The organism is Sphaerisporangium sp. NPDC088356 (assembly GCF_040685555.1).
In the GTDB taxonomy this organism is placed as follows: Bacteria; Actinomycetota; Actinomycetes; order Streptosporangiales; family Streptosporangiaceae; genus Sphaerisporangium.
Map to the genome: position 1 here is coordinate 1 of NZ_JBFBIK010000103.1, position 26,378 is coordinate 26,378.

28 protein-coding genes are annotated in these 26,378 nt (G+C 71.4%); 21 read left to right on the forward strand and 7 right to left on the reverse strand.

Features of this window, described 5'->3' with window-relative positions; genetic code table 11:
• Both AB0O34_RS28465 and AB0O34_RS28470 read right to left on the reverse strand, forming a co-directional pair.
• Positions 1 to 555, reverse strand: a 555-nt coding sequence (locus AB0O34_RS28465) for a nitrilase-related carbon-nitrogen hydrolase (RefSeq protein WP_363920511.1), incomplete at its 3' end; no start/stop codon positions are given.
• A gap of 51 nt (positions 556 to 606) precedes the next feature.
• Positions 607 to 1,662 carry a DUF418 domain-containing protein gene (locus AB0O34_RS28470; protein ID WP_363920513.1) on the reverse strand — a complete coding sequence of 352 codons (1,056 nt, stop codon included), beginning with the start codon at positions 1,660 to 1,662 and terminating at the stop codon, positions 607 to 609.
• Between the two features lie 94 nt (positions 1,663 to 1,756).
• Here AB0O34_RS28470 and AB0O34_RS28475 point away from each other — a divergent pair, with 94 nt between their 5' ends.
• The 3 genes from AB0O34_RS28475 (at position 1,757) to AB0O34_RS28485 (ending at position 3,646) form a co-directional block, all read left to right on the forward strand.
• Positions 1,757 to 2,944, forward strand: a complete 1,188-nt coding sequence (locus AB0O34_RS28475; protein WP_363920515.1) for a pyridoxal phosphate-dependent aminotransferase — start codon at positions 1,757 to 1,759, stop codon at positions 2,942 to 2,944.
• Between the two features lie 65 nt (positions 2,945 to 3,009).
• A complete protein-coding gene (locus AB0O34_RS28480; protein ID WP_363920517.1) occupies positions 3,010 to 3,207 on the forward strand; it encodes a ribbon-helix-helix protein, CopG family in 198 nt (65 codons plus the stop codon).
• A gap of 58 nt (positions 3,208 to 3,265) precedes the next feature.
• Entirely contained in the window at positions 3,266 to 3,646 is a 381-nt protein-coding gene (locus AB0O34_RS28485; RefSeq protein WP_363920519.1) for a Fic family protein, read from the forward strand.
• Positions 3,647 to 3,740: 94 nt separating this feature from the next.
• Here the strand turns inward: AB0O34_RS28485 and AB0O34_RS28490 are convergent, their stop codons facing one another.
• A complete protein-coding gene (locus tag AB0O34_RS28490; RefSeq protein WP_363920521.1) occupies positions 3,741 to 4,727 on the reverse strand; it encodes a hypothetical protein in 987 nt (328 codons plus the stop codon).
• A 220-nt stretch (positions 4,728 to 4,947) separates the two neighbouring features.
• Here AB0O34_RS28490 and AB0O34_RS28495 point away from each other — a divergent pair, with 220 nt between their 5' ends.
• The 11 genes from AB0O34_RS28495 to AB0O34_RS28545 all read left to right on the forward strand — a co-directional run bounded on the left by AB0O34_RS28495 (position 4,948) and on the right by AB0O34_RS28545 (position 15,059).
• Positions 4,948 to 5,856 carry a carbamate kinase gene (locus tag AB0O34_RS28495; protein WP_363920523.1) on the forward strand — a complete coding sequence of 303 codons (909 nt, stop codon included), beginning with the start codon at positions 4,948 to 4,950 and terminating at the stop codon, positions 5,854 to 5,856.
• 84 nt (positions 5,857 to 5,940) lie between these two features.
• Entirely contained in the window at positions 5,941 to 7,047 is a 1,107-nt protein-coding gene (locus AB0O34_RS28500; protein WP_363920525.1) for a ring-opening amidohydrolase, read from the forward strand.
• 56 nt (positions 7,048 to 7,103) lie between these two features.
• Complete coding sequence (locus tag AB0O34_RS28505) at positions 7,104 to 7,679, forward strand: SseB family protein (protein WP_363920527.1); 576 nt, start codon at positions 7,104 to 7,106, stop codon at positions 7,677 to 7,679.
• Between the two features lie 177 nt (positions 7,680 to 7,856).
• Positions 7,857 to 8,432, forward strand: coding sequence for an IS607 family transposase (locus AB0O34_RS28510; protein WP_363920529.1), 576 nt, complete (start codon positions 7,857 to 7,859; stop codon positions 8,430 to 8,432).
• On the forward strand, positions 8,425 to 10,071 hold the full coding sequence (locus tag AB0O34_RS28515; protein WP_363920531.1) for an IS200/IS605 family accessory protein TnpB-related protein: 1,647 nt from the start codon (positions 8,425 to 8,427) through the stop codon (positions 10,069 to 10,071). Before AB0O34_RS28510 ends, AB0O34_RS28515 begins: the two co-directional genes overlap by 8 nt.
• A gap of 19 nt (positions 10,072 to 10,090) precedes the next feature.
• A complete protein-coding gene (locus AB0O34_RS28520) occupies positions 10,091 to 10,978 on the forward strand; it encodes an A24 family peptidase (RefSeq protein WP_363920533.1) in 888 nt (295 codons plus the stop codon).
• Positions 10,979 to 11,029: 51 nt separating this feature from the next.
• A complete protein-coding gene (gene aroC / locus AB0O34_RS28525; RefSeq protein ID WP_363920535.1) occupies positions 11,030 to 12,208 on the forward strand; it encodes a chorismate synthase in 1,179 nt (392 codons plus the stop codon).
• Complete coding sequence (locus AB0O34_RS28530) at positions 12,205 to 12,711, forward strand: shikimate kinase (protein WP_363920537.1); 507 nt, start codon at positions 12,205 to 12,207, stop codon at positions 12,709 to 12,711. Before aroC ends, AB0O34_RS28530 begins: the two co-directional genes overlap by 4 nt.
• On the forward strand, positions 12,708 to 13,784 hold the full coding sequence (gene aroB, locus AB0O34_RS28535; RefSeq protein ID WP_363920539.1) for a 3-dehydroquinate synthase: 1,077 nt from the start codon (positions 12,708 to 12,710) through the stop codon (positions 13,782 to 13,784). The genes AB0O34_RS28530 and aroB overlap by 4 nt, the downstream gene beginning before the upstream one ends.
• 82 nt (positions 13,785 to 13,866) lie before the next feature.
• The gene (aroQ, locus tag AB0O34_RS28540) at positions 13,867 to 14,301 is read left to right on the forward strand and encodes a type II 3-dehydroquinate dehydratase (RefSeq protein WP_363920541.1); all 435 of its coding nucleotides are present in this window, start codon (positions 13,867 to 13,869) and stop codon (positions 14,299 to 14,301) included.
• Positions 14,298 to 15,059, forward strand: coding sequence for an SGNH/GDSL hydrolase family protein (locus AB0O34_RS28545; protein WP_363920543.1), 762 nt, complete (start codon positions 14,298 to 14,300; stop codon positions 15,057 to 15,059). The genes aroQ and AB0O34_RS28545 overlap by 4 nt, the downstream gene beginning before the upstream one ends.
• Before the next feature lie 90 nt (positions 15,060 to 15,149).
• On the opposite strand, the gene AB0O34_RS28550 is transcribed toward AB0O34_RS28545, so the two are convergent.
• Positions 15,150 to 17,219 (reverse strand): ATP-dependent DNA helicase, encoded by a 2,070-nt coding sequence (locus AB0O34_RS28550; RefSeq protein WP_363920564.1) that lies wholly within the window; start codon positions 17,217 to 17,219, stop codon positions 15,150 to 15,152.
• Positions 17,220 to 17,644: 425 nt separating this feature from the next.
• Here AB0O34_RS28550 and AB0O34_RS28555 point away from each other — a divergent pair, with 425 nt between their 5' ends.
• Both AB0O34_RS28555 and AB0O34_RS28560 read left to right on the forward strand, forming a co-directional pair.
• Positions 17,645 to 19,285, forward strand: a complete 1,641-nt coding sequence (locus tag AB0O34_RS28555) for a hypothetical protein (protein WP_363920545.1) — start codon at positions 17,645 to 17,647, stop codon at positions 19,283 to 19,285.
• 88 nt (positions 19,286 to 19,373) lie between these two features.
• Entirely contained in the window at positions 19,374 to 20,972 is a 1,599-nt protein-coding gene (locus tag AB0O34_RS28560; RefSeq protein ID WP_363920547.1) for a Na+/H+ antiporter, read from the forward strand.
• 34 nt (positions 20,973 to 21,006) lie between these two features.
• Here the strand turns inward: AB0O34_RS28560 and AB0O34_RS28565 are convergent, their stop codons facing one another.
• Positions 21,007 to 21,279: a UBP-type zinc finger domain-containing protein gene (locus AB0O34_RS28565; protein WP_363920549.1), complete on the reverse strand. Its 273-nt coding sequence runs from the start codon at positions 21,277 to 21,279 to the stop codon at positions 21,007 to 21,009.
• Positions 21,280 to 21,399: 120 nt separating this feature from the next.
• Here AB0O34_RS28565 and AB0O34_RS28570 point away from each other — a divergent pair, with 120 nt between their 5' ends.
• The 4 genes from AB0O34_RS28570 to AB0O34_RS28585 are packed head-to-tail and all read left to right on the forward strand — an operon-like array spanning position 21,400 to position 23,791.
• Entirely contained in the window at positions 21,400 to 22,653 is a 1,254-nt protein-coding gene (locus tag AB0O34_RS28570) for a Gfo/Idh/MocA family oxidoreductase (RefSeq protein WP_363920550.1), read from the forward strand.
• 24 nt (positions 22,654 to 22,677) lie between these two features.
• Positions 22,678 to 23,046, forward strand: a complete 369-nt coding sequence (locus AB0O34_RS28575; RefSeq protein WP_363920552.1) for a hypothetical protein — start codon at positions 22,678 to 22,680, stop codon at positions 23,044 to 23,046.
• Positions 23,047 to 23,102: 56 nt separating this feature from the next.
• Positions 23,103 to 23,444 carry a DUF202 domain-containing protein gene (locus tag AB0O34_RS28580; protein WP_363920554.1) on the forward strand — a complete coding sequence of 114 codons (342 nt, stop codon included), beginning with the start codon at positions 23,103 to 23,105 and terminating at the stop codon, positions 23,442 to 23,444.
• A complete protein-coding gene (locus AB0O34_RS28585) occupies positions 23,444 to 23,791 on the forward strand; it encodes a DUF202 domain-containing protein (protein WP_363920556.1) in 348 nt (115 codons plus the stop codon). Before AB0O34_RS28580 ends, AB0O34_RS28585 begins: the two co-directional genes overlap by 1 nt.
• A 13-nt stretch (positions 23,792 to 23,804) precedes the next feature.
• On the opposite strand, the gene AB0O34_RS28590 is transcribed toward AB0O34_RS28585, so the two are convergent.
• Entirely contained in the window at positions 23,805 to 24,920 is a 1,116-nt protein-coding gene (locus AB0O34_RS28590; protein ID WP_363920558.1) for a ferritin-like domain-containing protein, read from the reverse strand.
• Between the two features lie 92 nt (positions 24,921 to 25,012).
• Here AB0O34_RS28590 and AB0O34_RS28595 point away from each other — a divergent pair, with 92 nt between their 5' ends.
• Positions 25,013 to 25,663: a TetR/AcrR family transcriptional regulator C-terminal domain-containing protein gene (locus AB0O34_RS28595; RefSeq protein WP_363920560.1), complete on the forward strand. Its 651-nt coding sequence runs from the start codon at positions 25,013 to 25,015 to the stop codon at positions 25,661 to 25,663.
• 57 nt (positions 25,664 to 25,720) lie between these two features.
• Here the strand turns inward: AB0O34_RS28595 and AB0O34_RS28600 are convergent, their stop codons facing one another.
• Positions 25,721 to 26,377: a hypothetical protein gene (locus tag AB0O34_RS28600; protein WP_363920562.1), complete on the reverse strand. Its 657-nt coding sequence runs from the start codon at positions 26,375 to 26,377 to the stop codon at positions 25,721 to 25,723.
• Between the last annotated feature and the right edge of the window lies 1 nt (position 26,378).

A 26,378-nucleotide genomic window follows, 5' to 3' on the forward strand; every position in this document is an offset into this window, starting at 1 on the left:
CCCTCCCGGGGTGCCCGTCTTTTCCCCCTCACGCGCCCCCGCCCCGCCCGGGGCGCTCCCCGCGCCCGGGGGCGCCCCCGGCCCCCCCGCCGCCCGGGCCAGCTCGGGGAACCGGATGTCGTAGCAGGTGATCAGCCCGACGCGCAGGCCCTCCAGCTCCACGACCACCGGCGTGTCGCCCGGCGCGACCAGGTCGGACTCGCGGGCGCCGAAGGAGTCGAACAGGTGGATCTTGCGGTAGGCGGCCAGCAGTCTGCCGCGCCGGTCGAGGGCGACGGCGGTGTTGTGGACCCGGCCGCCGGCGGGCTCGAAGGTGCCGAGGATCACCGCCACCTCGTGCGCCCGCGCCGCGTCGGCCACGGCCGTGACGAACGGGCCGTCGAGCGGCTCGGCGTGTTCGGCGAGGGCCTTGCCGAACCGGGTCAGCGTCGCCTCGGGGAACACGGCCAGGGTGGCGCCGCGCGAGGCGGCCCTTCCGAGCGCGTCGCGCACGCACTCGAGGTTGGTCTTCGGGTCCTCGGACACCGGGATCTGGCACAGGGCGATGCGGGTCACCGCACAAGCCTAAGGCCGAAGGCCCCGCGTGCCGAGATCCACGGCCGCGGGTCAGGCGAGAGGGCGCTGGCCGCCTTCGGGGGGAGGCTCGCCGGGCGGGGGCGGGGGGCTTTCGGCGGGGGGCTCGCCGGGCGGGCGAAGGGGGGTTTCGCCGGGGGGCTCGCCCGGTGAGCGACGGTTCGGCACGATCTCCCACCAGGTGAGGCAGCGCCACGCCCACTCCAGCGGGCCGTACCTGAAGCGGGCCAGCCACCAGTGGGCGAAGGCCGCCTGCACGGCGATCGTGACCCCCGCGACGGCCACGACACCGGCCCTGCTGCCGTCCAGCACCAGCAGGGGCAGCGCCGCGAGGATGGCCAGGGTGCCGGACAGGTACGCGGTGAGCGCCATCCGCCCGAGCGGTTCGAGGATCGCCAGGGAGCCGGGCCGGTAGCGCAGCAGGAGCAGCACGCCCGTGCAGTAGGCGGTCGCGTCGGCGAGGCCGGCGAGCGGGTAGACGCTCACCGTGTACGGGAAGTCGAACGCCCCCGGACGCCCCCACAGGTACACCCAAGCCCCGGTGAGCACCACGCCGAGCAGGGCGCCGGCGATGAACGCCGGTCTCAGGGCGCGCGGCCCAGGGCCGTACTCGATCACCGCCATGCCGAGCAGGAACACGCCCGGGATCAGCCACACCCCTCCGGCGTGCGCGAGCGCCGCCCACAGCGTGGCGGCGATCCCCGCGAGGAGTACGAGCCGGCGGTGCAGGTACGACGCCGGCACCAGCACGATCGCCCCGGTGACGGCGTAGGGCAGGAGCACCTCACCGGGGTTGACCATCCTGTGGAGCAGCCCGAGGCAGGCGAGCACGGCGAGCCTGCGCAGCAGGACCAGCCGGGGTTGCGGTGTCCTGCGCGCCGCGGACCGGAGGAACAGGACGAAGCTGACGCCGAACAGAAAGGAGAAGATGGGGAAGAAGCGGCTCTGCAGGAGGTTTTCGACGATCCAGTCGATGGGTGTCGCGGAACGCCGCTGCACCGCGCCGACCGTGTGCTGCCAGGTGTTGACCAGCATGATCCCGCAGACGGCGAAGCCGCGCAGCGCGTCCAGTTCCCGGATGCGCGTCACCGGGGCCCACCAAGGTGATGCATCCCGCAATCGGGGGCAAAACAGGCGATCACTCGATGAGGCTAGCGTGCGGCGGCCCGATAGGCTGACCGGCGTGAACGAACCTCTGGTCGCCCGCATGCGCGAGTTCGGCACGACGGTGTTCGCCGAGATGACGGCGCTGGCCGTACGGACCGGATCGATCAACCTTGGGCAGGGTTTCCCCGACACGGACGGGCCCGCGGCGATGCTTGAGCGGGCCGTGACGGCCATCCGGGAGGGTTTCAACCAGTACCCTCCGGGTCCCGGCCTGCCCGAGCTGCGGCAGGCGGTCGCCGAGCACCGCAAGGAGCACTACGGGCTCGTCTACGACCCCGACGGCGAGATCCTCGTGACGCTGGGCGCGACCGAGGCGCTGGCCGCCTCCGTGCTCGCGCTGTGCGAGGCAGGCGACGAGGTGATCGTCTTCGAGCCCTACTACGACTCCTACGCCGCCGCGATCGCCCTCGCGGGCGCGGTGCGCAGGCCCGTGACGCTGCGCCCGGTCGAGGGCAGGTTCGCCTTCGACCCCGACGAGCTGCGCGCCGCCGTGGGGCCGCGCACCAGGGCCGTCCTGGTCAACTCACCCCACAATCCCACCGGCACCGTCTTCACGCTCGACGAGCTGTCGGCGATCGCCGCCGTGTGCCAGGAGCACGACCTGGTCGCGATCAGCGACGAGGTGTACGAGCACCTGACCTTCGACGGCGTGGAGCACATCCCGCTCGCCACGCTGCCTGGCATGCGCGAGCGCACCGTGATGATCTCCTCGGCGGGCAAGACCTTCTCCGTCACCGGCTGGAAGACCGGCTGGATCTGCGCGCCGCCCGAGCTGGTGCGGGCCGTCCAGACCGTCAAGCAGTTCCTGACGTTCACCGCGAACGCTCCGTGGCAGCTCGCCGTCGCCCACGCGCTCCGCGAGGAGCTGGGCTGGGTCGCCGGGATCCGCGACGCGCTCGCCACCAAGCGCGACCGGCTCACGGCGGGGCTGTCCGCGGCGGGCTTCGAGGTGTACCGCCCCGCCGGCACCTACTTCGTGCAGACCGACATCAGGCCGCTCGGCTTCTCCGACGGAGTGGACCTGGCGAGACGGCTGCCGGAGCTGGCCGGCGTCGTCGCCATCCCCACCCAGGTCTTCTACGACCGCCCCGAGTTGGGCAGGCATTTCGTCCGCTTCGCGTTCTGCAAGAAGGACGAGATCATCGACGAGGCGGTCGCGCGGCTCAGCCGGTTGCACGGGAAATCCCCTGACAACGGTTCGTAAGTAGTCATACACTCGCCGTGTCCAATATCACCCTGATACCGGATGCGTACCGTGGAGGTATGGCCATGACGCTTCGCCTGAGTGACGAGCAGACAGAGGCCCTGCGCCGGCGCGCCGAGAAGGAAGGGCGCAGCGTGCAGCAGGTCGTGCACGCCGCGGTGGACGAGTACATCGCGCGTCACGAGGCCGACGACGAAGTGCGCCGTCTGGGGGTCGCCGCAGTCAGGCGCTGGCGCTCCGTCCTCGACCGGCTCGGCGAATGACGCGCCCCCCGACCGCCCTGACCACGGAGCCCGGTCCGATCCGCCCGGGGCGCGGCGCATGACACGCTACCTGACCGTGGAGCAGGTGATCGACCTCGCCGAGCTCACGGCCGGGGCGCCTCCGAAGCTCCGTGACGCCGGGCTCCTCGACTCGGCCGTCCACCGGCCGCAGGCCTCCATGTTCGGCCACGAGGCCTACTCCCACCTGCTGATCAAGGCCGCGTCGCTGCTCCACTCGCTGGCCGTCCACCCTCCGTTCGCCGCCGGGGACAAGCGGCTCGCCTGGGTCTGCACGGTGGTCTTCCTGGAGTACAACGGCGTCGAGCTCGACACCGACGACGACTCGGTCTACGACCTGGTCTCCGCGGTCGCCTCGGGCGAGTTCGCCGAGGTGGACGAGATAGCCCAGGTCCTCTGGGGCTTCGTCGCCCCGGTCTAGGCGCCGGCCCGCACCCTGACGCCTCGCCGCCATCCCGGTGCAGCCGCCCATGTGGCGACATTCCAGGCGATGAGCTCAGGGTTCCAGCCGGCCGCTAGCGGTAGTCGACCACCGGCACGTCCGACAGCCGTACGACCGCCGAGGCGATCTCGTCGGCGGCGGGGGCCAGCCAGCCGTCCGGCAGTGCGAAGAAGTCGGTCCGCACGTCTCCCCAGCGCGGCGTGTCCCGCTCGCCGGACAGCCTCCGGCGGTCCGCCGGCACGAACGCCACGACCGTGTCGCCGGGACGACCGTTCCTGTACAGGGCGGGGAGGGGGAGAAGCCGGACCTCGGCGATGTCCTCCCACGTCAGCCTGATGTCCGGCACGCCCGGTATCACGACGCCGTCCGCGGCAACGATCAGCGCCGTGCGGTTCCCGCGGAGCCAGTACAGCCAGCGCAGCATGGCGGCGAACCGTTGGAAGAGCATGATCACGAGGATGATCAGGTATCCAAGGACGTTCGGCCTCTCACCCGAGGAGAACAGGAGCGCGACGCCGATCAGCAGCCACAGGAGCATGCCGAGCGGGATGGTGTCCGCCCGCAGGAGCCGCCTGGCGGTGACGCGGGCGGTCAGCCTCGCGCCCCCGACGGGTGTGCCCGGCGCGGAGACGAGCGGTGCGAACGCGCGGGGCTCCCGGTTCGCGGTCAGGATCCGGAGCAGCCGTTCGCGCCTGCCGCGAAGGATTTGGGCGGTGATGGCGATGGGCAGGACGCTCGCCAGGGCGACGACGACGAGCCTGTCCGGCCAGGACATGTCCTCGGCGTCCCACAGGAGGGCGACCGGGACGACGACGAGAACGCCCACGACGACCGCGTATATCCACGCCGTCGGCCTGGCCAGCGCGGCTCCCGCGTAACGGGCCGAGACGGCGGCGACCCGTTGCCGGTGGTGGGGGCGCCCCCGGACGGCCTGGTCCTTCACGGCGCTCCGCGTCACCGCGTCGAGCCGCCGCCAGTCGGTGAGCGCGTCGGACGAGGTCATGGACGAGGTCATGGGGGCCGCCAGGGGCTCGGGTGCGGGCTGCCGGGGGTAGAACATGTGGCGGACAGCCCGCTCGGCGGCGGGCAGCCGACTTTGGCCAGTGTGACGCCGTGGACCGCTCCTGTACAGGTATTCACCGATGTGCGGGCTCTCTGAGGCCGAAAAGTGGCGACAGAGCCATCAAGGCGCTTCGCTTGGCGAATTACTCCGAAGGAGGCGTCGTTTGTGGGCAATTATGGCCAATGAGGTGGCGTGTCGGTGTGGATAGCTTCGGGCTGTGGGTGAACGCGTACTGATCGCTCTCGGTGGCAACGCGATGACCGCGCCTGACGGCAGCGCGTCGCCGGTCGATCAGCGGCAGGCCGTCGAAGGGGCGATGGCGCACGTCGCCGCGTTGATCTCCCAGGGCCACCAGGTGATCCTGACGCACGGCAACGGCCCCCAGGTGGGCAACCTGCTCCTGAAGAACCAGCTCGCGGCCGACGTGGTGCCCCCTGTGCCGCTCGACTGGTGCGGGGCCCAGACCCAGGCGACGATCGGCGTGCTGATCCTCAACGCGCTCGGCGACCGTACGGCCGTGGTGGTGACGCGGACGCTCGTGGACGCACGCGATCCGGCGTTCCTGGACCCGGTCAAGCCCATCGGCAGGTACTTCACCGAGCCGGAGGCGCGCAGGTTCGAGCAGCTGGGCCAGACGTGGCGGGAGTTCCCCGGCAGGGGCTTCCGGCGGGTCGTGGCCTCGCCGCGCCCCCTGGAGATCCTCGACGCGCCCGCCGCCCTCGCCCTGATGGACGCGGGGTACACGGTGGTGGTCGCGGGGGGCGGGGGAGTGCCCGTGGTCCGCCGCGCCGACGGCTCGCTCGGCGGTGTCGAGGCCGTGGTCGACAAGGACACCGCCGCCGCCGTGCTCGCGCCCGCCGTACGGGCGAGCGTGCTCGTCCTCGCGACCGACGTCCCCGGGGCCGTCGCGGGGTTCGGCACGGCCGGCGCCCGTCCGATCGGCCGGGTCACCGTCGAGGAGATGCGCGCGCTTCAGGCGGCCGGGCACTTCGCGAGTGGCAGCATGGGCCCCAAGGCGGAGGCGGCGCTGCGGTTCGCCGAGAGCGGCGGCCGGTCGGTGATCACCTCGCTGGAGCACATCGGCGGGGCGCTGACCGGCGGCGCCGGCACCATCATCGAGCCGTGAGGGCCGAGGGCGGCGTGCGCGGCGGACAGGCGTGCCGAGTCCAACGATTGACGTGCTGAATCCAGTGACTGAGAGGTAAGAGATATGCCGGATCCGATCGAGGTGCGCAAGGTCGCCATCGAGAGCGTCACCGACGCCTCCGGGCTCGCGAAACTCATCGACGACGGGGTGATCGAGGCCGACCGGGTGCTCGCCGTGATCGGCAAGACCGAGGGCAACGGCGGCGTCAACGACTACACCCGCATCCTCGCCGACCGCGCCTTCCGCGAGGTGCTCGTCGCCAAGGGCACCCGTACGCCCGAGGAGGCCGCGCAGGTGCCGCTGGTGTGGTCGGGCGGCACCGACGGCGTGCTCAGCCCGCATGCGACGATCTTCGCCTCCGTGGACCCCTCTGGCGTCGCGCCCTCGGACGAGCCGCGCGTCTCGGTCGGCGTCGCGATGAGCGACGTCATCCTGCCCGAGGACATCGGCCGTCCCGCCATGGTGGAGAAGGTCGCCGCCGGCGTGCGCGAGGCGATGAAGATCGCCGGCATCGAGGATCCGGCCGACGTCCACTACGTACAGACCAAGACCCCGCTGCTGACCCTCGCCACGATCACCGACGCGAAGTCGCGCGGCCAGGACGTCGTGATCGAGGACACCGGCCCCTCCATGGACATCTCCAACTCCACGACCGCCCTCGGCGTCGCGGTGGCGCTCGGCGAGATCGAGATGCCCTCGGCCGACCAGATCCACAAGGATCTGTCCCTCTACTCCAGCGTCGCCTCGTGCTCCTCCGGCGTCGAGCTCGACCGCGCGCAGATCGTGGTGGTCGGCAACGTGCGCGGCATCGGCGGCAGGTACCGCATCGGGCACAGCGTGATGAAGGACGCGCTGGACGCCGACGGCATCTGGGAGGCGATCCGGGGGAGCGGCATCGAGCTGCCCGACCGGCCGCACCCGAGCGACCTCGGCGACAAGCTCGTCAACGTGTTCATGAAGTGCGAGGCCGACCCGAGCGGCCGGGTGCGCGGGCGCAGGAACATCATGCTCGACGACTCCGACGTGCACTGGCACCGGCAGATCAAGGCCACGGTCGGCGGCGTGGCCGCCAGCGTCACCGGCGACCCGGCCGTGTTCGTCTCGGTCGCGGCCGTCCACCAGGGCCCCTCGGGCGGTGGCCCCGTGGCCGCCATCGCCGACCTCGGCTGATCCGCGCCGCGTCGCCGGGGACGCGGCGGCTGCCGCGGCGGGTAGGCTCGCGGGTCGTGCCCAGCATTCCGCAGCCCCTGGTCCCCGGCGACGACGGCAGCGCCGACGCCTCCGTGGTGGCGGCACTGGCCGCCTACGCCGCCGGTACGGCCGACGCCTCCGTCGTGGCGTCGGCACTCAGCGGTGCGCGCCTGCTCGTGCCGGTCGTGGCCCTGCTGACGGAGTCCGAGGTCGGCGAGCACGGGCTCAGGCAGGAGAAGGAGAGCGAGATGGCCCTGCCGGTGCTGGTCGGCGCCGACGGCAGGAAGGCGGTTCCCGCGTTCACCGGGGCCGAGTCGCTGAGGCTCTGGCGGGGTGACGCCCGGCCGATCCAGGCCGTGACCCCGCAGGTCTGCCGGGCCGCGCTCGGCGAGGAGGCCGCGGCCGTGGTGATCGACGTGGCCGGTCCTGTGCCGTTCGCGATCGAGGGAAGCATGCTGCACGCCCTGGCCTCCATCGGGCGGGTCACGGGCGAGGAGGAGAGCATCCAGGCCCTGCTGCGCGGGCTGTCCGAGCACGCCGAGGTGACCGTCGCGCGGGTTCCTCCCCCCAAGAGTGGATTTTTCCGGCGTTTCCGCCGAGCGAAGCACTGAGTAGAGAGGGACCCCGGACCCCGTTTTCAGTCCTCCGGAGACGGAGCCCGGTGGGTACCCGCTTTCTCGTGATCCAGGCACCACCGGTCCAGGTGGTCCATCGGGGGGTTCGAGCTGCTCTCGAATTAGTGTCTATGAGTGTCCTTTAGGTGACATGAGTGATGTATGATCTCGGGTATGAACCTGACGGAATGGGCGCGCGCGCAGGGGGTCGCCCCGCGTACTGCGTACCGCTGGTTCCGTGAGGGCACGTTGCCGGTCCCTGCGGAACGGGTGGGGCCGCGCACGATTCTGGTGAACATCGACGCGAACACCTCACCCTGTGTGACCGGTGGTGTGGGCCTGTATGCCCGTGTCTGCTCGCATGATCAGAAAGCCGACCTGGAGCGGCAGACCGCACGTTTGTCGCAGTGGGCCGCGAAGGCCGGGCACCGAGTGGTGCGGATCGAGTCGGAGATCGCCTCCGGGATGAACGGCGGGCGGATCAAGGCCCGTCGGCTGCTGGCCGACCCCGCTGTGACCACTGTGGTGGTGGAGCACAAGGACCGGCTCGGCCGGATGAACGTCGAACTGGTCGAGGCCGCGCTGTCGGCCACCGGGCGCCGCCTGGTGGTGCTGGATGACGGCGAGGTCGATGACGACCTGGTGGGCGACATGGTGGAGGTGCTGACCTGGTTCTGCGCCCGCCTGTATGGGCGCCGGTCGGCGAAGAACCGCGCCCGCAAGGCCCTTGAGGCGGCCGAGCATGGCTGAGGCGAACAACAAGCAGCTCCGGCCGATCGACGACCCGTTCGTTGCTCCCGGCCCGTCCGGTGTCGCGATACGCGACCGTCTCAAGGGTCTCACCGTCGAGGACGACAAGGTGTTGCGCCTGATCGGCGAGCACCTGGGACGGCTGGCATCGCAGGATCTCAAGGCACGCTGCCGCGATGGTCTGGAACACAACAGCGACACGTGGGCGGCCCGTAAGCAGGGTCTGACCGCACAGTCGTCCTCCCGCTGGGCCGGGTCGATCACCAAGGCGACCCACGATCAGTGGGCACTGTCGCGGCGCTGCCAACTCGCGCACATCCACACCCTCCAGGCCGGTGTGCGGACGCTGATGCACCGGCTGTCGCTGCCGATCGGTGACAAGGGCACCAAGCGGGCGCCGGGCGGCTACCGCTCCACGGGCGAGTGGTTCCGCAAGTCCCGGCGCCTGGCGGCCTTGGAGCACCGTCTGCATGTTGCTCGCGCCGAGCGTGAGGACGGTGTCGTGCACGTCGTGCGCGGCGGCCGCAAGCTCCTGCACAACCGGCACAACCTTGCGGCCGCGCAGCTCACCGAACAGCAGTGGCGTGACCGGTGGGAAGCCGAGCGCTGGTTCCTCGCCGCTGACGGCGAGTCGGGCAAGCGGCTCGGGAACGAGACGATCCGCCTCACCTGCGGCGGCGAGGTGTCCATCAAGCTGCCCGCTCCGCTCGCCCACCTGGCCAACAGCAAGCACGGCCGGTACACCCTGGCCGCCAAGGTGGCGTTCCAGCATCGCGGCGCCCAGTGGCGCGACCGCATCGAGGCGAACCGGGCCGTGGCGTACCGCATCCACCTTGACGTGGCATCCGGGCGCTGGTACCTGACAGCCTCCTGGACACGCCCGGTGGTCAAGACCGTGCCGCTTCAGGTGGCACGCGCCCGTGGCATGGTCGGCGTGGACACCAACGCCGACCACTTCGCCGCCTACCGGCTCGACACCCACGGCAACCCGGCCGGCGAACCCAAGCGGTTCTTCTACGACCTGTCCGGCACCGCCGACCACCGTGACGCGCAGGTCCGGCACGCCATCACCCGCCTGCTGCACTGGGCCAAGCGGGTCGGCGTGGCCGCGATCGGCATCGAGAACCTGGACTTCGCGCAGGACAAGACCCGCGAGAAGCACGGCCGCAGGAAGCGGTTCCGGCAGTTGATCTCCGGCATGCCCACCGGCGAACTCCGCGCCCGGCTGGTGTCGATGGCCGCAGAGCAAGACCTCGCCATCATCGCCGTGGACCCGGCGTACACCTCGATGTGGGGCGATGAGCACTGGCGCAAGCCCCTCACCAGCAAGATCCGCACAATGACCCGTCACGATGCCGCGAGCATCGCGATCGGGCGACGCGCCCTCGGGCACCCGATCCGGCGACGGACGGCACCGCCCCATGACGACCAGAGCGATCGTCGTGGGCATCGGACCGTCCAGGCCGGACCGGGCGCACGGGGGCGTGAGGGAACCCGCCCACCCGTCACGGAGCGTGCACACGATGCGCGTGGCCGGACGGGCACTCAGCGAACGCGGGGGACCAGCGCACCCAAAACCGTTCGGGATGCGCGCAGTTCCGGGACGTGGGTACAAAGCTCACTCCTGGACACTGTTTAGGAACGGTTAGGGTCGGCGGGTGAGCTTCGTCGTCGCTGGGGCCGCGCTTCTCGGCCTGGTCGCGGGGTCCTACGCCCGTGTCCTGGCGGGCGGCTTCGGCCCGGCCGTCGGGCCTGATGGCGATCGCCCGGCCGTCGGGCCTGATGGCGACCGCCAGGCCGTCGGACCCGATGGCGACCGCCTGGCCGTCCAAGTGGGCCATCCGGCCGCCGACCACGGAGGGAGCCCTCCGCCCACCAGGCCGGATGGGGGCCCGTCCGGGGAGCCGTCCCTGGACCCGTCCGGGGAGCCGGAGGAAACGCCCAGGGACGGGCTCTCGCGGGAGGAGGCGGCCGAACAGCGGCGGGCGTACCGGGTGGAGGCCCGCCAGGCGTTCCGCCGCATGGTGCGCACCGTGCCGGTGCCCGCGTGGCCGCCCCTGGTGGAGCTGGGCACCGCCGCCGCCTGCGCCCTGGTCGCCTGGAGGCTCGCGTGGACCCCACCGCTCGCCGCCTGGTCGTACGCGGCGGTGGCCGGGAGCGCGCTCGCGCTGATCGACTGGCGCACCCAGCGGCTGCCGGACGCCATCACGCTGCCGTCCTACCCGATCCTCGCCCTGCTGCTCGCCCCCACGGGCCACCTGGTCCCCGGGCTGCTCGGCGGCCTCGCGCTGGCCGGCGTCTACGCGGTCCTGTGGTTCGTACGGCCCGGCGCGCTCGGGCTCGGCGACGTCAAGCTCGCCGGGCTCGCAGGGATGCTGACCGGAGCGCTCGGACTCGACCCGTGGATCGCCGGAGCGGTGGGCGGCCAGTTCCTCGGCGCGCTCTACGCCGTCGCGCTGCTGGTCACCCGCCGGGGCACCCTGCGGAGCCAGTTCCCCCTCGGGCCCTTCATCCTCCTTGGAGCCCTCGCCGCGGTGCTGCGCTGATCGGCTCGGGGGCGGTGATGGCAGTGGGCCGTACATGGAAGACTTGTCATCATGTTGCGCTGGTTGACCGCAGGTGAGTCCCACGGCCCCGAGCTCGTCGCGATCCTCGAAGGGATGCCCGCCGGGGTCGAAGTGACGACCGCCGACGTGGAGCAGGCCCTGGCGAGGCGCCGCCTGGGTTACGGCCGCGGCGCGCGGATGAAGTTCGAGCAGGACGAGGTGACGATCGTCGGCGGGGTGCGCCACGGCCGTACGCTGGGCAGCCCTGTGGCGATCCGTGTGGGGAACACCGAGTGGCCCAAGTGGGAGACCGTGATGGCGGCCGACCCGGTCGACCCCGACCTGCTCGCCGCCCAGGCGCGCAACGCCCCGCTGTCCCGTCCGCGTCCCGGCCACGCCGACCTTTCCGGCATGCAGAAGTACGGCTTCGACGACGCCCGTCCGATCCTCGACCGCGCCAGCGCCCGCGAGACCGCCGCCAGGGTCGCGCTCGGCCAGGTCGCGCGCAACTTCCTCAAGCAGGCGCTCGGCGTCGACATCGTCAGCCACGTCATCGCCATCGGCACCGCCGAGGCCCCCGACGGGCTCATCCCCGACCCTGACCAGCTCGCGGCCGTCGACGAGCACCCGGCGCGCTGCCTCGATCCTGAGGCGGGCGCGGCGATGATCGAGGAGATCGACACGGCGAAGCGCGAAGGCGACACGCTCGGCGGGGTGGTCGAGGTCGTCGCGTACGGCCTGCCGCCGGGCCTCGGAAGCTACGTCCACTGGGACCGGCGCCTCGACTCGCGGCTCGCGGCGGCGCTCATGGGCATCCAGGCGATCAAGGGGGTCGGGGTCGGCGACGGCTTCGACACCGCGCGCAGGCGGGGCTCCCGCGCCCACGACGAGATCGAGAACACCCCCGAGGGCGTCCGCCGCGTCACCAACCGCGCCGGAGGCGTCGAGGGGGGCATGACCAACGGCGAGCCGCTGCGGGTGCGCGCCGCGATGAAGCCGATCTCCACCGTGCCGCGCGCGCTCTCCACGGTCGACGTGCTCACCGGCGAGCCCGCCAAGGCCATCAACCAGAGGTCTGATGTGTGCGCGGTTCCCGCCGCCGGTATCGTCGCTGAGGCGATGGTCGCGCTGGTGCTCGCCGACGCGGCCGTCGAGAAGTTCGGCGGCGACTCCGTTGAGGAGGTCGCCCGCAACCTTTCCGGCTACCTCTCGTCGATGGTGATCAAGTGACGTCTCCCAGAGCTGTGCTGGTCGGCCCGCCCGGGTCGGGCAAGTCCACCGTCGGCCGCCTGCTGGCCCAGCGTCTCGGCGCGGCCTTCCGCGACACCGACGCCGACGTGGAGGCCGTGGCCGGCAAGCCGGTCGCCGACATCTTCGTCGACGACGGCGAGGAGCGGTTCCGCGAGCTGGAGGCCGAGGCGGTGCGCCAGGCGCTCGCCGAGCACGACGGCGTCCTCGCGCTCGGCGGCGGCGCCATCCTGAGCGAGGCCACCCAGGGGCTCCTCGCCGGGCACTCGGTGGTGTACCTCCAGGTCGGCCTGGCCGACGCCGTGCAGCGCGTCGGCCTCGCCCAGGCGCGCCCGCTGCTCGTGCTCAACCCGCGCAGCCAGCTCAAGAGGCTCATGGAGGAGCGCCGCCCGGTCTACGAGCGGCTCGCCTCGATCAGCGTGGTGACCGACGGCCGCGCGCCTGAGGAGATCACCGACGAGATCCTCAAGGAGCTTCCGGCGTGACGAGCACCCGCATCACGGTCAAGGGCGAGCGCCCGTACGACGTGGTCGTCGGGGCGGGGGTGCTGGCCGAGCTGCCCGGCCTGCTCGGCGAGGGCGTGCGCACGGTGGCGGTCGTCCACCCGGCGAGCCTTCCCGAGATCTCCCGGCCGGTCTGCGCGGTGCTGGAGGCCGCCGGCCATTCCGTCGTGGCGCTTCCCGTGCCCGACGGCGAGCGTGCCAAGTCGATCGAGGTGGCCGCCGAGCTCTGGTCGGCCCTCGGCCGCTACGGGGTGACCCGGTCGGACGCCGTGGTCGGCGTCGGCGGGGGAGCGACCACCGACCTCGCGGGTTTCGTCGCGGCCACCTGGCTGCGCGGCGTCAAGGTCGTCCAGATGCCCACCACGCTGCTCGGCATGGTCGACGCGGCGGTGGGCGGCAAGACCGGCATCAACACCCCCGAGGGCAAGAACCTCGTGGGCTCGTTCCACCCGCCGGCGGGGGTCCTGTGCGACCTCGCCACCCTGGTGTCGGTGCCGCGCGACGACTACGTGGCGGGGCTCGCCGAGGTCATCAAGGGCGGTTTCATCGCCGACCCGACCATCCTGCTCCTCATCGAGGACGACCCCGAGGGCGCCCGGCTGCCCGAGGGGCGGCACACGCGGGCGCTTATCGAGCGCAAGATCCAGGTCAAGGCCGACGTCGTCGGAGCCGACCTCCGCGAGTCCGGCATGCGCGAGATCCTCAACTACGGGCACACGCTGGCCCACGCGATCGAGCGCGTCGAGAGCTACCACATGCGGCACGGCGAGGCCGTGGCCATCGGCATGGTCTACGCCGCGGAGCTGTCGCGGCTGTCCGGCCACGCCGGACCGGGCCTTGTCGAGCGCACCCGGTCGATCCTGACCTCGGTCGGCCTCCCGACGGCCTACCGTCACGAGGCCTGGCCCGAGCTGCGCGACCACATGCGGGTCGACAAGAAGAACCGCGGGGCCAAGCAGCGGTTCGTGATCCTCGACGACATCGGCAAGGTCGCCCGCCTGGAGGACCCTCCGGAGGAGCTGCTCGAAGCCGCCTACCGGGAGGTCGGAAGATGACGGCCGGGCGAGCGAGCGGCATGGCGGAGGTCGAGATGACGACGGCGACCGTATCAAGCACGAAGGGCATGGCGAGGGCGCGATGAGAACAGTGTTCGTGTTCAACGGCCCGAACCTCTCGCGGCTCGGCACCCGCGAGCCCGACGTCTACGGCGCGGAGACCTTCGACGACCTGGCCGCGCTGTGCCGCCAGACCGGCAGGGAGCTCGGCCTCACCGTGGACGTCCGGCAGACCGACGACGAGGCCGAGCTGGTGTCCTGGATCCACGAGGCCGCCGACGGGTCCATCCCCGTCGTCCTGAACCCCGCGGCCTTCACCCACTACTCGTACGCGCTGCGCGACGCGATCGCCCAGCGCACGGCGCCGCTGATCGAGGTGCACATCTCCAACCCCGCGACGCGCGAGGAGTTCCGCCACACCTCGGTGGTCGCCTCGGTCGCCACCGGCACGATCGCGGGGTTCGGCCTGCGGTCGTACGAGCTGGCGCTGCGGGCCATCGCCGAGGACGGGCGATGAAGGCCTACACCTCCTACGTCGCGATCGGCGACAGCTTCACCGAAGGGCTCAACGACCCCGGCCAGAACGGCCACTTCCGTGGCTGGGCCGACCGGGTGGCCGAGCGGCTCGCCGCGCTGGAGCCGGGTTTCCGGTACGCCAACCTCGCGGTGCGCGGCAAGCTGATCGACCAGATCGTGGAGCACCAGGTGCCCGTGGCGATCGAGCTGAAGCCCGACCTGGTCAGCTTCTGCGCCGGGGGCAACGACCTGCTGCGGCCCGGCAGCGACCCCGACCGCATGGCCAAGACGCTGTCGAGAGCCGTGCGCGACCTGCGGAGCACCGGCGCCGACGTCGTGCTGTTCACCGGCGTCGACCCGCGTGACACCCCGATCATGCGCCAGGTCCGTGGCAGGTTCGCGGTGTTCTACCTGCACATCAGGTCCATCGCCGACCTGTACGGCTGCCACGTGGTCGACCAGTGGTCGATGCAGTCGATCCGCGACTGGCGTGCGTGGAGCGACGACCGGCTCCACATGAACGCCGAGGGGCACCGCCTGGTCGCCGCGAAGGTGTGCGAGATCCTCGGTGTGCCCACTGAGGACGACTGGCGCCATGCCTGGCCGCCCAGGGAGCAGGTCGACCGCAGGGCGAAGCTCCGCGAGGACCGGCTGTGGCTGCGCGAGCACCTGATCCCATGGGTGGGCCGCCGCCTGCGCGGCACCTCCTCCGGCGACGCCGTCGACCCCAAACGCCCCCGCCTGGAGCCGTACGCCTGAGCCCGACCGTCCCCCGCCAGTACGACTGAGGCCTCAGACAGACGCGGGCCTGGCCGGACGTACCGGCCAGACCTCGCCGGCGGCGCGGTCCTAGGCGGTGAGGCGGCGCAGGGCGGCGCGCACCTTCTGGGGGTCGCTGGTCGTCCAGAACGGCGGCAGCGAGTCGCGCAGGAAGCTCCCGTAGCGGGCGGTCGCGAGCCGGGGGTCGAGAACGGCCACCACGCCCTTGTCGCTCTGGCCGCGCAGCAGCCTCCCGGCCCCCTGAGCGAGCAGCAGCGCGGCGTGGGTGGCGGCGACGGCCATGAACCCGTTGCCGCCCTTGGCGGCGACGTGCCGCTGCCGGGCGGAGGCCAGCGGGTCGTCGGGACGGGGGAACGGGATGCGGTCGATGATCACCAGGCTGAGCGAGGGCCCGGGCACGTCGACGCCCTGCCACAGCGACAGCGTGCCGAACAGGCAGGTGGCAGGGTCCTCGGCGAACTGCTTGACCAGGAGCGAGGTGGAGTCGTCCCCCTGGCACAGCAGTGGCACCTGCAACCGCTCGCGCAGCGCCTCGGTGGCGGCCTTCGCGGCGCGCATGGACGAGAACAGGCCGAGGGTGCGCCCGCCCGCCGCCTCGATCAGCTCGGTGATCTCGTCGAGGTACTCCTTGGGAAGGCCGTCGCGCCCCGGCTGGGGGAGGTGCTTGGCGACGTAGAGGATGCCGCTGCGCGCGTGGTCGAACGGCGAGCCGACGTCGATGCCGATCCAGCTCTTGCGCTTCTGACCGGCCTTCTGCTCGGGGCTTCCCCCGGCCTCGCCGGGCTTGCCGGGGGAGGCGCCGGGGCCGTCCTGCTCGGGCTGGGCAGGGACGCCGCCGCCGTCGTCGGGGCGGGCGGGGCCGAGGCCCCACTGGCGTGCCATGCCTTCGAACGTGCCGCCGAGGGCGAGCGTGGCGCTGGTGAGGACCACGGTGCGGTCGGCGAACAGCTTGTCGCGGAGCATGCCGCCGACGCTGAGCGGCGCGACCTTCAGCAGGGCGGGACGGCGGTCGGTCGCCCCCTCCAGCCACACGACCTCGGCACGGTCGACCTCGGAGTCGCCCCCGAAGGCTTCCAGGATGCGCACGGCGGTGTCGTGGAGCTCGTCGAGCGCGGTGAACGCCGCCTTGCGCTGCCCGGCCTTCTCGGGGTCGTCGTTCTTCCCCCCGCCGCCCCACATGTCGCCGCCTCGCGAGCCCATCGCGGTTATGCAGGCGAACGCGGCGTCACGGAGCACGGACAGCGTGTCCCCGAGGACCTGCGGGAGCTGGTCGAGGCGGCCGGGCGGGGCGGCGGCGAGCAGTGCCTTCAAGTCTTCGCCCGCCTCCTGGAGGCGGTCGGCCACGGCCTGCTCGATGAGCCGCCCGACGCGGCGCACGGTCGTCGCGACGGCGATCTCGGACAGCTCGTCGGTGACCACGCTGGTCACCCGGTCGACGAGCTCGTGGGCCTCGTCCACCACGACGACGTCGTGCTCGGGCAGGACGTCGAACTCCTCCATGGCGTCGATGGCGAGCAGCGCGTGGTTGGTGACCACCACGTCGACGTTGCCCGCGAGCTCCCTGGCCCGCTCGGCGAAGCACTCGGCGCCGCTCGGGCACCGCTGCGCGCCGAGGCACTCCTTGGCGGTGACGGAGAACTGCCGCCAGGCCTGCTCGTTGACGCCCGGCACCAGCTCGTCTCTGTCGCCGGTCTCGGTCTCCTCCGCCCACTCCTGGATGCGCTGGACCATGCGCCCGGTGAGGCTGACCTCGCGCGGGTCGAAGAGCTGGTCGTCGTCCTCATCGGGCCAGGCGGCCGTCACCTTGTAGCGACATAGATAGTTTCGCCTTCCCTTCAGGATGGCGAACTGTGGCTCATGAGGAAGATGGTCGGCGAGCGCCTCGGCGAGCCGGGGAAGATCGCGGTCGACGAGCTGGCGCTGGAGGGCGATGGTGGCGGTGGAGACGACCACGGCGCTGTCGGACTCGATCGCGTGGCGGATCGCGGGCACCAGATAAGCCAGGGACTTGCCGGTGCCGGTGCCCGCCTGCACGGCGACGTGCTCGTCATTCTCGATGGCGTGCCGCACGGCCTGCGCCATCTTCACCTGGCCGGGCCTCTCGGCTCCTCCGACCCCGGCGACGGCGGCGCTCAGCAACTGCTCGACCGGCGGAAGGTCTTCTTCCTCTTCGAACGCTTCCTCGTCGTCGTCGAGGGTGTCGCCCTCGTGCGGGACGACGTCGGTGTCGTCGAGGTCGTCGGCGGCGGAGCTGAGGGAGTCGTCGAGCACGACATGCAACGCTACCGGCCCGTGAGGGGTCGCCGCGCCCCGAAACCGGTGGCGACTCGCGGTGCGTTCCGGGTCCATCTCGGCATTCCGGAAGCCGCATCCCGCTTCGCGTGGCAGACTGGCGGGGCTGGTCCCCGGGGGGTCAAAGAAGATCTACCGTGCTCCTGCCCTGTTGAGGGGCGGGTGTGCGAGGAGTGGCCCGCGGGGTGTGCCATGACGGCGACACGAACGGTTCGGTAGGGTTTCTGAGGTCGAGTGGACGAATAAAGGCTGGTTAAAGCACGATGTCTGCCATGTCGGAAGTTGTCCCACTGCCATCGTTCGGTGAGGTGTTCTTCGACGCCCGTGGCCAGGAGCGTGTTCTCCGGGTCACCTGGCACGAGGGCACCCTGGTCCTCAGCCTGTGGCGGGGCGAGATGTGCACCGCGAGTTTCCGCATGCCGATGGACGACGTCGGCCGCCTCCTCGACACGCTCGACGTGGGCTACGCGGAGGCCGGTGAGTACACCGAGGGTGAAGAGGACTACGAGGACGAGGCGGAGCATCCGGAGTACGCCGAGTACCCCGAGTACCCGGGAACCGGGCAGTACGCCCGCCCGGCCGGCGTCCCCGACGAGCAGGACGAGTACCCCCAGGCCGTCTCGTACGCCGACGAGCAGGCCGCCTTCGCGCGCGGCGTGGCCGGGGCGTACCCGCAGGAGGAGCCGGTGCCGGCGCTCGGGCCCAAGGACGTGCTGGTCGCGCGCGGCGCCGCGCCCGCCGTCGACAAGCTGGTGGCCCCCCGTGCCCGCCCCGCCGAGTACACCCCGCCGGGCGACCACCTCCCGCAGGACTCCGTTCCCCAGGGCGACTACCCCACGCAGGCCGTTCCGCAGGGCGACTACCCCGACTACCCCGACTATCCGGCGCAGGCGGCGTCACGGGGCGACTACGTCGGCTACCCCCCGCAGGGCGACTATCCGGCCTCGCCCGGCCACTCCGCCGCGGCCGAGTACCCCGCGCCCGCCGAGTACGCCGAGTACGCCGCGCCCGCCGACTACCCGGCGCAGGCCGATCCGGCGTTCGGGCTCGTGCCGCAGCAGTTCCCCCCGCAGGCCCCGCCGCCGTTCAGCCACCAGGTCCCCGCCCCGTTCCCGGAGACCGGCCCGCAGCAGGTGCCGCCGCCCGCCTCGGGCGACTACGGCGTCAACCCCGACTACGGCGTCAACCCCGACTACACGCCGCCGACCGGCTACAGCTTCACCGGCGACTACGCGGGCGCCACCGAGCACGCCCCGCACGGTGACTACGCGACCCGTGCCGCGGAGTTCGGGCCCCAGGGTGAGCCGGGTGCGCAGACGGACTACGGCTCGACGGCCGAGTTCGGCCCCGGAGGCCGTTTCGGCCCGCACACCGACTACGGCTCGACGGCCGAGCCCGGCTACGGCTCGCCCGCCGAGTTCGCGACCAGGAGCGAGTACGGCCGTCCGGTGGATCCCTTCGCGCCCGCCGACTACGGGACGACGCCTCCTCTCGACTACTCCGCCCCGCCGAGCTACGGCTCCTCGCCGGAGTTCCCCCCGCTCCCGGAGTACGGTGGCGCGTCGCGGTACGGGGACGCCGTCCCGCGAGAGAACATGATCGTGAACGACTCCCTGTCCTTCGGCCAGCCGCCCGCCCCCGGGCAGCCCGGCCAGGCGTACCGGGCGGCCGACGAGACTCAGGGGTACGACTGGGCTCCGCAGGTCCCCTCGCAGTCCGCCGTGGACCCCTCCGACCCGCTCGGTCTCGGTTCCCTGCCGCAGCCGCCCGGAGACTCCACCGACCCGCAGCTCTCACGCCCGTACGTTCACGACCCGATGTACACGACCGGCGAGCGCGTCCGCCCCGACGGCAGGCCCCACGCCGACGAGGCCGGGCGGCCCTACCCGCAGGAGAACGGCCGCGAGTGGTGAACCGCGGCGGGCGGGTCACCGCCTGTCGCGGGTGAAAGCCGCTTGGCGGGGCCGCCGCGCCGCCAAGCGCGGCATATCCTTCTGATCGATGGATATCTCGACAGCGCTCCAGTTCGTGCTGCTCCCCGCCGGCGCCGTGGCCATCGCGGCCTTCGCCCGGTGGCGGGGCTGGCCGGCCCCCCTACTGCTGGTCCTCGTCGGGCTGATCGTCGGGCTCATCGGGTCACACATTCCCGGCATGCCCGAATACGAGCTCGATCCCGAGGTGGTGCTGCTCGTCTTCCTGCCGCCCCTGCTGTACTCGGCGGCACTGGACAGCTCCTTCCTGCGCCTGCGTGACTTCCGCCGGCCGGTGGGACTGCTGTCGGTCGGGCTCGTGCTCTTCAGCGCCGCGGTGATCGGCCTGCTGATGCACATGCTGATCCCCGGCCTGCCGCTGGCCGCGGCCTTCGCCCTCGGCGCCATCGTCGCCCCGCCCGACGCGGTGGCGGCCGTCGCGGTGGCCCGCCGGCTGGGGCTGCCACGAAAGATCATCACCATCCTGGTGGGCGAGAGCCTGTTCAACGACGCCACCGCCCTCACCGCCTACCGCGTCGCGGTGGCCGCCATCGCCGGCCAGGGGGTGAGCCTTCTGGGGGCCTTCGGGCAGTTCGCGTACGCCGCCGGGGGCGGGCTGCTCATCGGGCTCGTGCTCGCGTACGCCTTCGGCTGGCTGTTCAACCACCTGAGAGACCCGCTGATCAGCAACACGATCTCGCTGCTGATCCCGTTCGCGTCCTATCTCGCGGCCGAGGCCGTGCACGCCTCGGGAGTGCTCTCCGTGGTGGTGGTCGGCGTCTTCCTGGGGCATCGGATGAACCGCGCCGACTACGGCACGCGGGTGGTCTCGTACTCGGTGTGGAAGGTGCTGGACTTCTTCCTGGAGATCATCGTCTTCATCCTGATCGGGCTTCAGCTCCCGCTGATCCTGGACGGGCTCCAGGGGCAGGATCCCTGGCGCATCGCGGGGTACTCCGCGGCGATCTTCGCGGCGGTCGTGGTGGCCCGCATCCTGTGGGTGATCCCCGGCGTCCACCTGCCCCGGCTGCTGTTCCGCAGCATCCGGGAGCGCGAGCCGAGGCCGACGGCCGCCCACGTCGCGGTGATCGGCTGGGCGGGCATGCGCGGCGTGGTGTCGCTGGCCGCGGCCTTCGCCCTGCCGGTCGGCTTCCCGGGCCGCGACCTGCTGCTCTTCCTGACCTTCGTCGTCGTGATCGGCACCCTGCTGGTGCAGGGGATGTCGTTCCCCTGGCTGATCAGGAAGCTGGGAGTCTCCAGCGACCAGGAGATCTACAAGGACAACCTCTCGGAGGCGGCGGCGCAGCAGGCCGCGGCGGGCGCGGCGCTCGCCCGGCTCGACGAGCTGACCAAGGAGGGCATCATCGAGACCCACGCCGAGGTGATCGACCGGCTGCGCAACAACGCCGAGCGTCGTGCGATGGGCGCGTGGGAGCGGCTCGGGGGCGGCATCGGCCCCGAGGGCGAGGAGACGCCGAGCGCGCTGTACCGCAGGCTCCGCCGCTCCATGCTGGAGGCGGAGCGCTCGGTGCTGGTGCGGATGCGCGACGAGCGCCGCATCGACGACGAGGTGCTGCGCCGGGTCACCAGGGAGCTCGACTACGAAGAGGCGACCCTGGCGCGCGACTAGCGGCCGGCGTCTCCCGCTCGCGGGCCCGGCCGGGCTACCGGGCGGCCTTGGAGTGCCCGACGATCTCGTGTACGTAGCACCAGAGCCAGCTCTCGCCGTTCTGGAACGACCGCATCACCGGGTGGCCGGTCTGCTCGAAATGCTCGGTCGCGTGGCGTCCGGGCGAGGAGTCGCAGCATCCGACGTGCCCGCACTGGACGCACTTGCGCAGGTGGACATAGCGCCTGCCCTCGGCGAGGCACTCCTCGCACCCGTCGGGCGTGCGCGGGGCCGCCTCCGCGTCGATGACCATGTCTTCACAGTCCACAGTGATCCCTTCCCCCTCGAACGTGAATCGTAGTGCAGGCCAGAGCCCCATCCCTGGGGCCGTGTTCTAAGGTGCTTGTTTATGTCGATAAATCGGCACAAATAGGCAATGAGGGGAACCATGGGCCAGGGAATGAGCGGTGCGGAGCCCACGTACGGCGGACAGCCTTCCGGCGGTGCGGAGCCCGCGAACGGGCAGTCCGGTGGAGGGGATCTGCGAATCGGGGTGGCGGGGTTCGGGTTGCGGCGGTCGGTGGCGCTGGAGGCGCACCGCCCGGGACGGGGCAGCCGCGTCGTCGCCGTCTGCGACCCCCGGCAGGACGCGCTCGACGCCGCGCGCCACGCCCTCGGCCCCGGCCCGCGGACCACGACCGGCTTCGCCGGCCTGCTCGAAGACGACGTCGACGCCGTGATCATCCTCACCCCCGACCACACGCACGCCGAGCTGGCCGTACGGGCGCTGAAAGCGCGCAAGCCCACCTTCGTGGAGAAGCCGCTCGCGATCACCCTGGACGACTGCGACCTGATCCTGCGTACCGCCCATGAGCAGCGCACCCGGCTCTACGTCGGCCACAACATGAGGCACATGCCGGTCGTGCGCACCATGCGGAGGCTGATCGCCGAGGGGGCCATCGGAGAGGTGAAGGCGATCTGGTGCCGGCACTTCGTCGGGGACGGGGGCGACTACTACTTCAAGGACTGGCACGCGGACCGGCGCAACACCGGCGGGCTGCTGCTGCAGAAGGGCGCTCACGACATCGACGTGATCCACTGGCTGGCCGGCTCCCGGACCACCCGCGTCACCGGCATGGGCGGGCTGACCGTGTACGGCGGGATCACCGACCGCGCCGAGGGGTTGCCCGGCGACTGGTACGACCCGGCGCGCAACTGGCCGCCGCTCGCGCAGAAGGGCCTCAACCCCGTGGTGGACGTCGAGGACCTGTCCATGATGCAGATGCGGCTGGAGAACGGCGTCTACGCCAGCTACCAGCAGTGCCACTTCACCCCCGACTACTGGCGCAACTACACCGTGATCGGCACCGAGGGGCGCCTTGAGAACTTCGGCGACACCGAGACCGGAAGCGTGGTGCGCGTGTGGAACGCCGGGAGAAGGGGTTACGACCCCGAGGGCGACCTGACCGTCCCCGTCTTCGCGGGGGAGGGCGGCCACGGCGGCGCCGATCAGGAGCTGGTCGGCGAGTTCGTCCGGTTCGCCCGCGAGGGCGGCGCCACCGACACCTCCCCGGTGGCGGCCAGGGACAGCGTCGCCGCAGGGCTGCTCGCCACCGAGTCGCTCCGCAACGGCTCGGTGCCCCTCGATGTGCCACCGCTCTCCCCGGAGCTGGAGGAGTATTTCACCGACGGCCAGCGCTGAGGGAAGTTGGCTAGTGTCTTCACCATGCGATTCCTCCCCCTAGCCGCAGCGTCCGCGATCGGTCTCACCCTGCTCACCACCGGGTGCAGCACGGTCGACAAAGCCCAGGCCTGCATCGAGGCCAACAAGGTCATCAGCGAGACCGGCGCCAAGGTCGCGAATCTGGCCAACGACCCGAAGGCGATGGAGAAGGCGCTGGAAGACGGAGCCGCCAAGCTCGAGGACGTGGCGAACACGGCCGGGAACACCACCCTGAACGACGCCCTGCACAAGCTCGCCGACAGCTTCAAGAAGCTCGACGTCAACAACGCCAACGAGGCGGTGGACGCCACGCAGAAGGTCGCCAACGACACCGCCCAGGCCGTCAAGACGATTGCCCAGGAATGCACCTGACAGGCCCGAATAACCCGTCAACTCTAGGGGGAGTACTCGTAAATTAACCTTTTCTCATGGACATCGAGGGGAACGAACCGGACCCCCGGTTCACGCTGGCCAACGAGCGCACCTTTCTGACCTGGCTCAGCACGTCCCTGGCTTTAAGCGCGGGCGGCGTGGCCATGGCGGCCGTACCCAAGGATGTCTTCGTCCCCTGGGTGCGCACGGCGCTGGCGATCATCCTGGTGCTGCTGTCCGCGCTGGCCGCGGCCATGGCATACCCCCGCTGGCGTCACGTGCAGCGGGCGCTGCGGCGCCAGGCGCCCCTTCCGCCGCTCGCCCTGGCCCCGCTGTTCGGGTACGGCGTCGCGGTGGTGGCTGTGCTCGCGCTCGTCCTCATCGTCGTCGCCCGGTGATGAGGCCCGCGCACCGGCGCGAGCGGCCGGGGCAGGACGACGGCCTGCACATGGAGCGCACCCTGCTGGCCTGGACGCGCACCGCCAGCGTGCTCGGGGCCGGCGGGCTGCTCGCGGCCGGGATCTCCGCGCGGCACTCCGGGGAGGGCGTGGCCGTGGTCGTGTTCGTGCTCGCCGCGCTCTGCGGCGCCGTCCTGCTGGCGAGGAGCGGGGTGCGGCATCGGCGCGTCCAGCGGGCGATCGGCGGAGGCCTCCCGCTGGACGACCAGGCCGACGCCGTGCTGGCGTGGCTGGGCGTGGTGGCCGCCGCCGCCGGCGCCCTGGTGTTCGTGCTCACCCTGCCCTGAGCCGCGCGCCGCGTCAGCCCTCGCCGCCGAGCGAGATGGTCTCGGAGATCTCCTCCGCGCGCTCCTCCTGCTCGGCGGCGAACCGCTCGGCGTCGAGCTTCTCGGCGATGTCCTCGTCCTGCCGCATGAGCGCGTCGAGGTTCTGCCCCGCCATGTCCAGCACGCCCATGTCGGCGTACGCCTTCTGCAGGCGCTCGCTCCACAGCCCGATGTCCTTCACGCAGGGCACGATCCGGCTGAACAGCAGCGAGCGGAAGAGCTTGAGGTACTCCGACTCGTCGACCGCCTTCATGGCCTGCTTCACCTCGTCGGGTGAGAAGCCCTGGGTCTCCCACTGCTCGACGCCGCGCAGCCGGTCGCGCATGAGGTAGCAGCCCTCGATCACGAAGTCCTCGCGCTCGCGCAGTTCGGCCTCGGACAGTTGCTTGTAATAGTCGCGCAGGGCCATCCGGCCGAAGGCGACGTGCCGGGCCTCGTCCTGCATGACGTACGCGAGGATCTGCTTCGGCAGGGGCTTGGTGGTGATGTCGCGCATCACGCCGAAGGCGGCCAGGGCGAGGCCTTCGATCAGCACCTGCATGCCGAGGTAGGGCATGTCCCAGCGCGAGTCGCTGAGCGTGTCGTCGAGCAGGGCCTTGAGGTGCGTGTTGATCGGGTAGGCGATGCCCACCTTCTCCTGGAGGAACCGGGCGTAGGTCTCGGCGTGCCGGGCCTCGTCCATCGTCTGCGTGGCGGCGTAGAACTTCGAGTCCAGGTCGGGCACCGACTCCACGATGCGGGCGGAGCAGATCATCGCACCCTGCTCACCATGGAGGAACTGCGAGAACTGCCAGGCGGCACCGTGACGCCTGACCTCCTTGCGGGCCTTCTCGTCCATCTTGTGCCACAAGGGGGTGTCATAGATGGCGATGGACTGATCGGGAATGCCCAGGACGTCGTAGGGATCGACCTCAAGCCCCCAGTCGATGCGCTTGACCGAGTCCCACTGCTTGTCCTTGCCCTTCTGGTACAGGGCGAGCATGCGGTCGCGGCCTTCGTCGTACTCCCAGGTGAACCGGGAGGAGCCGGCCATCTCCACGTCCCACGTGGAGAGCTCGGCAGGGATCGTGTAGAGCTCGTGCGTCGACACAGAGGCCTCCAGGGAGAACGTACACCGTACGTACAACTGGAGAGTGACACGTACGCTGTACGTACGTCAATGCACAGGGAGAGAATGACCTCATGCCAGCCCTCACGCGAGCCCGGATCGTCGCAGCCGCCATCGACCTGATCGAGCGAGAGGGCGCCGACGCGATCTCGATGCGGCGGATCGCGGCCGACCTCGGCGTGGGTGTCATGTCGCTGTACAACCACGTGCCGAACAAGGCGGCGCTCCTCGACGCGGTCGCCGAGAGCGTGCTGTCCGAGATCGCCTTCGACGACGACCCCACGGCGGAGTGGACCGAGCGGGTGCGCATCCAGGCGCGGGCGTTCCGGCAGATCGCCCACCACTACCCGCGCTCGACGATGGTCGTGGTGAGCCGCCAGCTCAACTCACCGGCGGGGCTCTTGCCGGTCGAGCGCGCCCTCGCCACGCTGCGCGAGGCCGGCTTCGATGGCGAGGACGCCGTCCAGATCCTGCGCACCTTCATCGCCTACATCATCGGGTCGCTGCTGCGCGAGGTCGGCGTCACGCCCACCTTCGCCCCGGTGCACCGGGGGGACGTCCAGCTGTCGCGGGTGGACACCGCGCTGTTCCCCGAGGTGGGCACCCTGGCGCCGCTGCTCGGCGTGTGCGACCACGAGAAGTCGTTCGAGTACGGGCTCGACATGCTGATCAGGGCGATAGCCGTGCAGCTTCAGGAATCCAAGGAGGAAAGCGCCCGGGGGTGATATCCCCCCCGGGCACCGGAGTGCGCCCTTCCCCTGGGCACTCCCCATCCGTTCTCGTCAGTACCAGTTGTGCGACTGGAAGTGACCCCAGGCGCCGCAGGGCGAGCCGTAGCGCCCCTTGATGTACTTCAGGCCCCATCGGATCTGCGTGGCGGGGTTGACGCGCCAATCGTGCCCGATGCCGACCATCTTGTACCCCGGCAGTGCCTGCGGGATGCCGTAGGCCCCTGACGAGGGGTTCTGCGCGCGATGGTTCCAGTTGCTCTCCCTGGTCCACAGGCTGTCGAGACAGCGGAACTGGGTCACCGGCCAGGATCGCTGGGTGACCAGGCGGTACGCGATCGCCTTGTTCCTGCCCTTGGGCGTCCTCGGCGCCCAGACGCGCACGTTCGGATGTGCCGAGGTCCTCCAGACAGCGCGGTGCACCCGGTAGGGCGCACTCCTGGCCGTCCTCGCCACCCGGGCACTGGCCGTCACCGTCGCCTTAGGGGCCCCGATGAGCTCGGCCATTCCCGCGAGCCCCGCGCGCGTCCAGATCGGCCTCGCCGTCGGGGTCCTGATCCGGACGCGGGACCACATCGTCCCGGCGGGCCGGCCGTACGGGGCGGTGGCTCCTCGCGGGGCGACGACGGATGCCGCCGTCGCGTTCCCGGTGTTCAGCGGAGCCAGAGACTCCGGAGCCAGAGACTCCGGAGCCAGAGACTCCGGAGCCAGA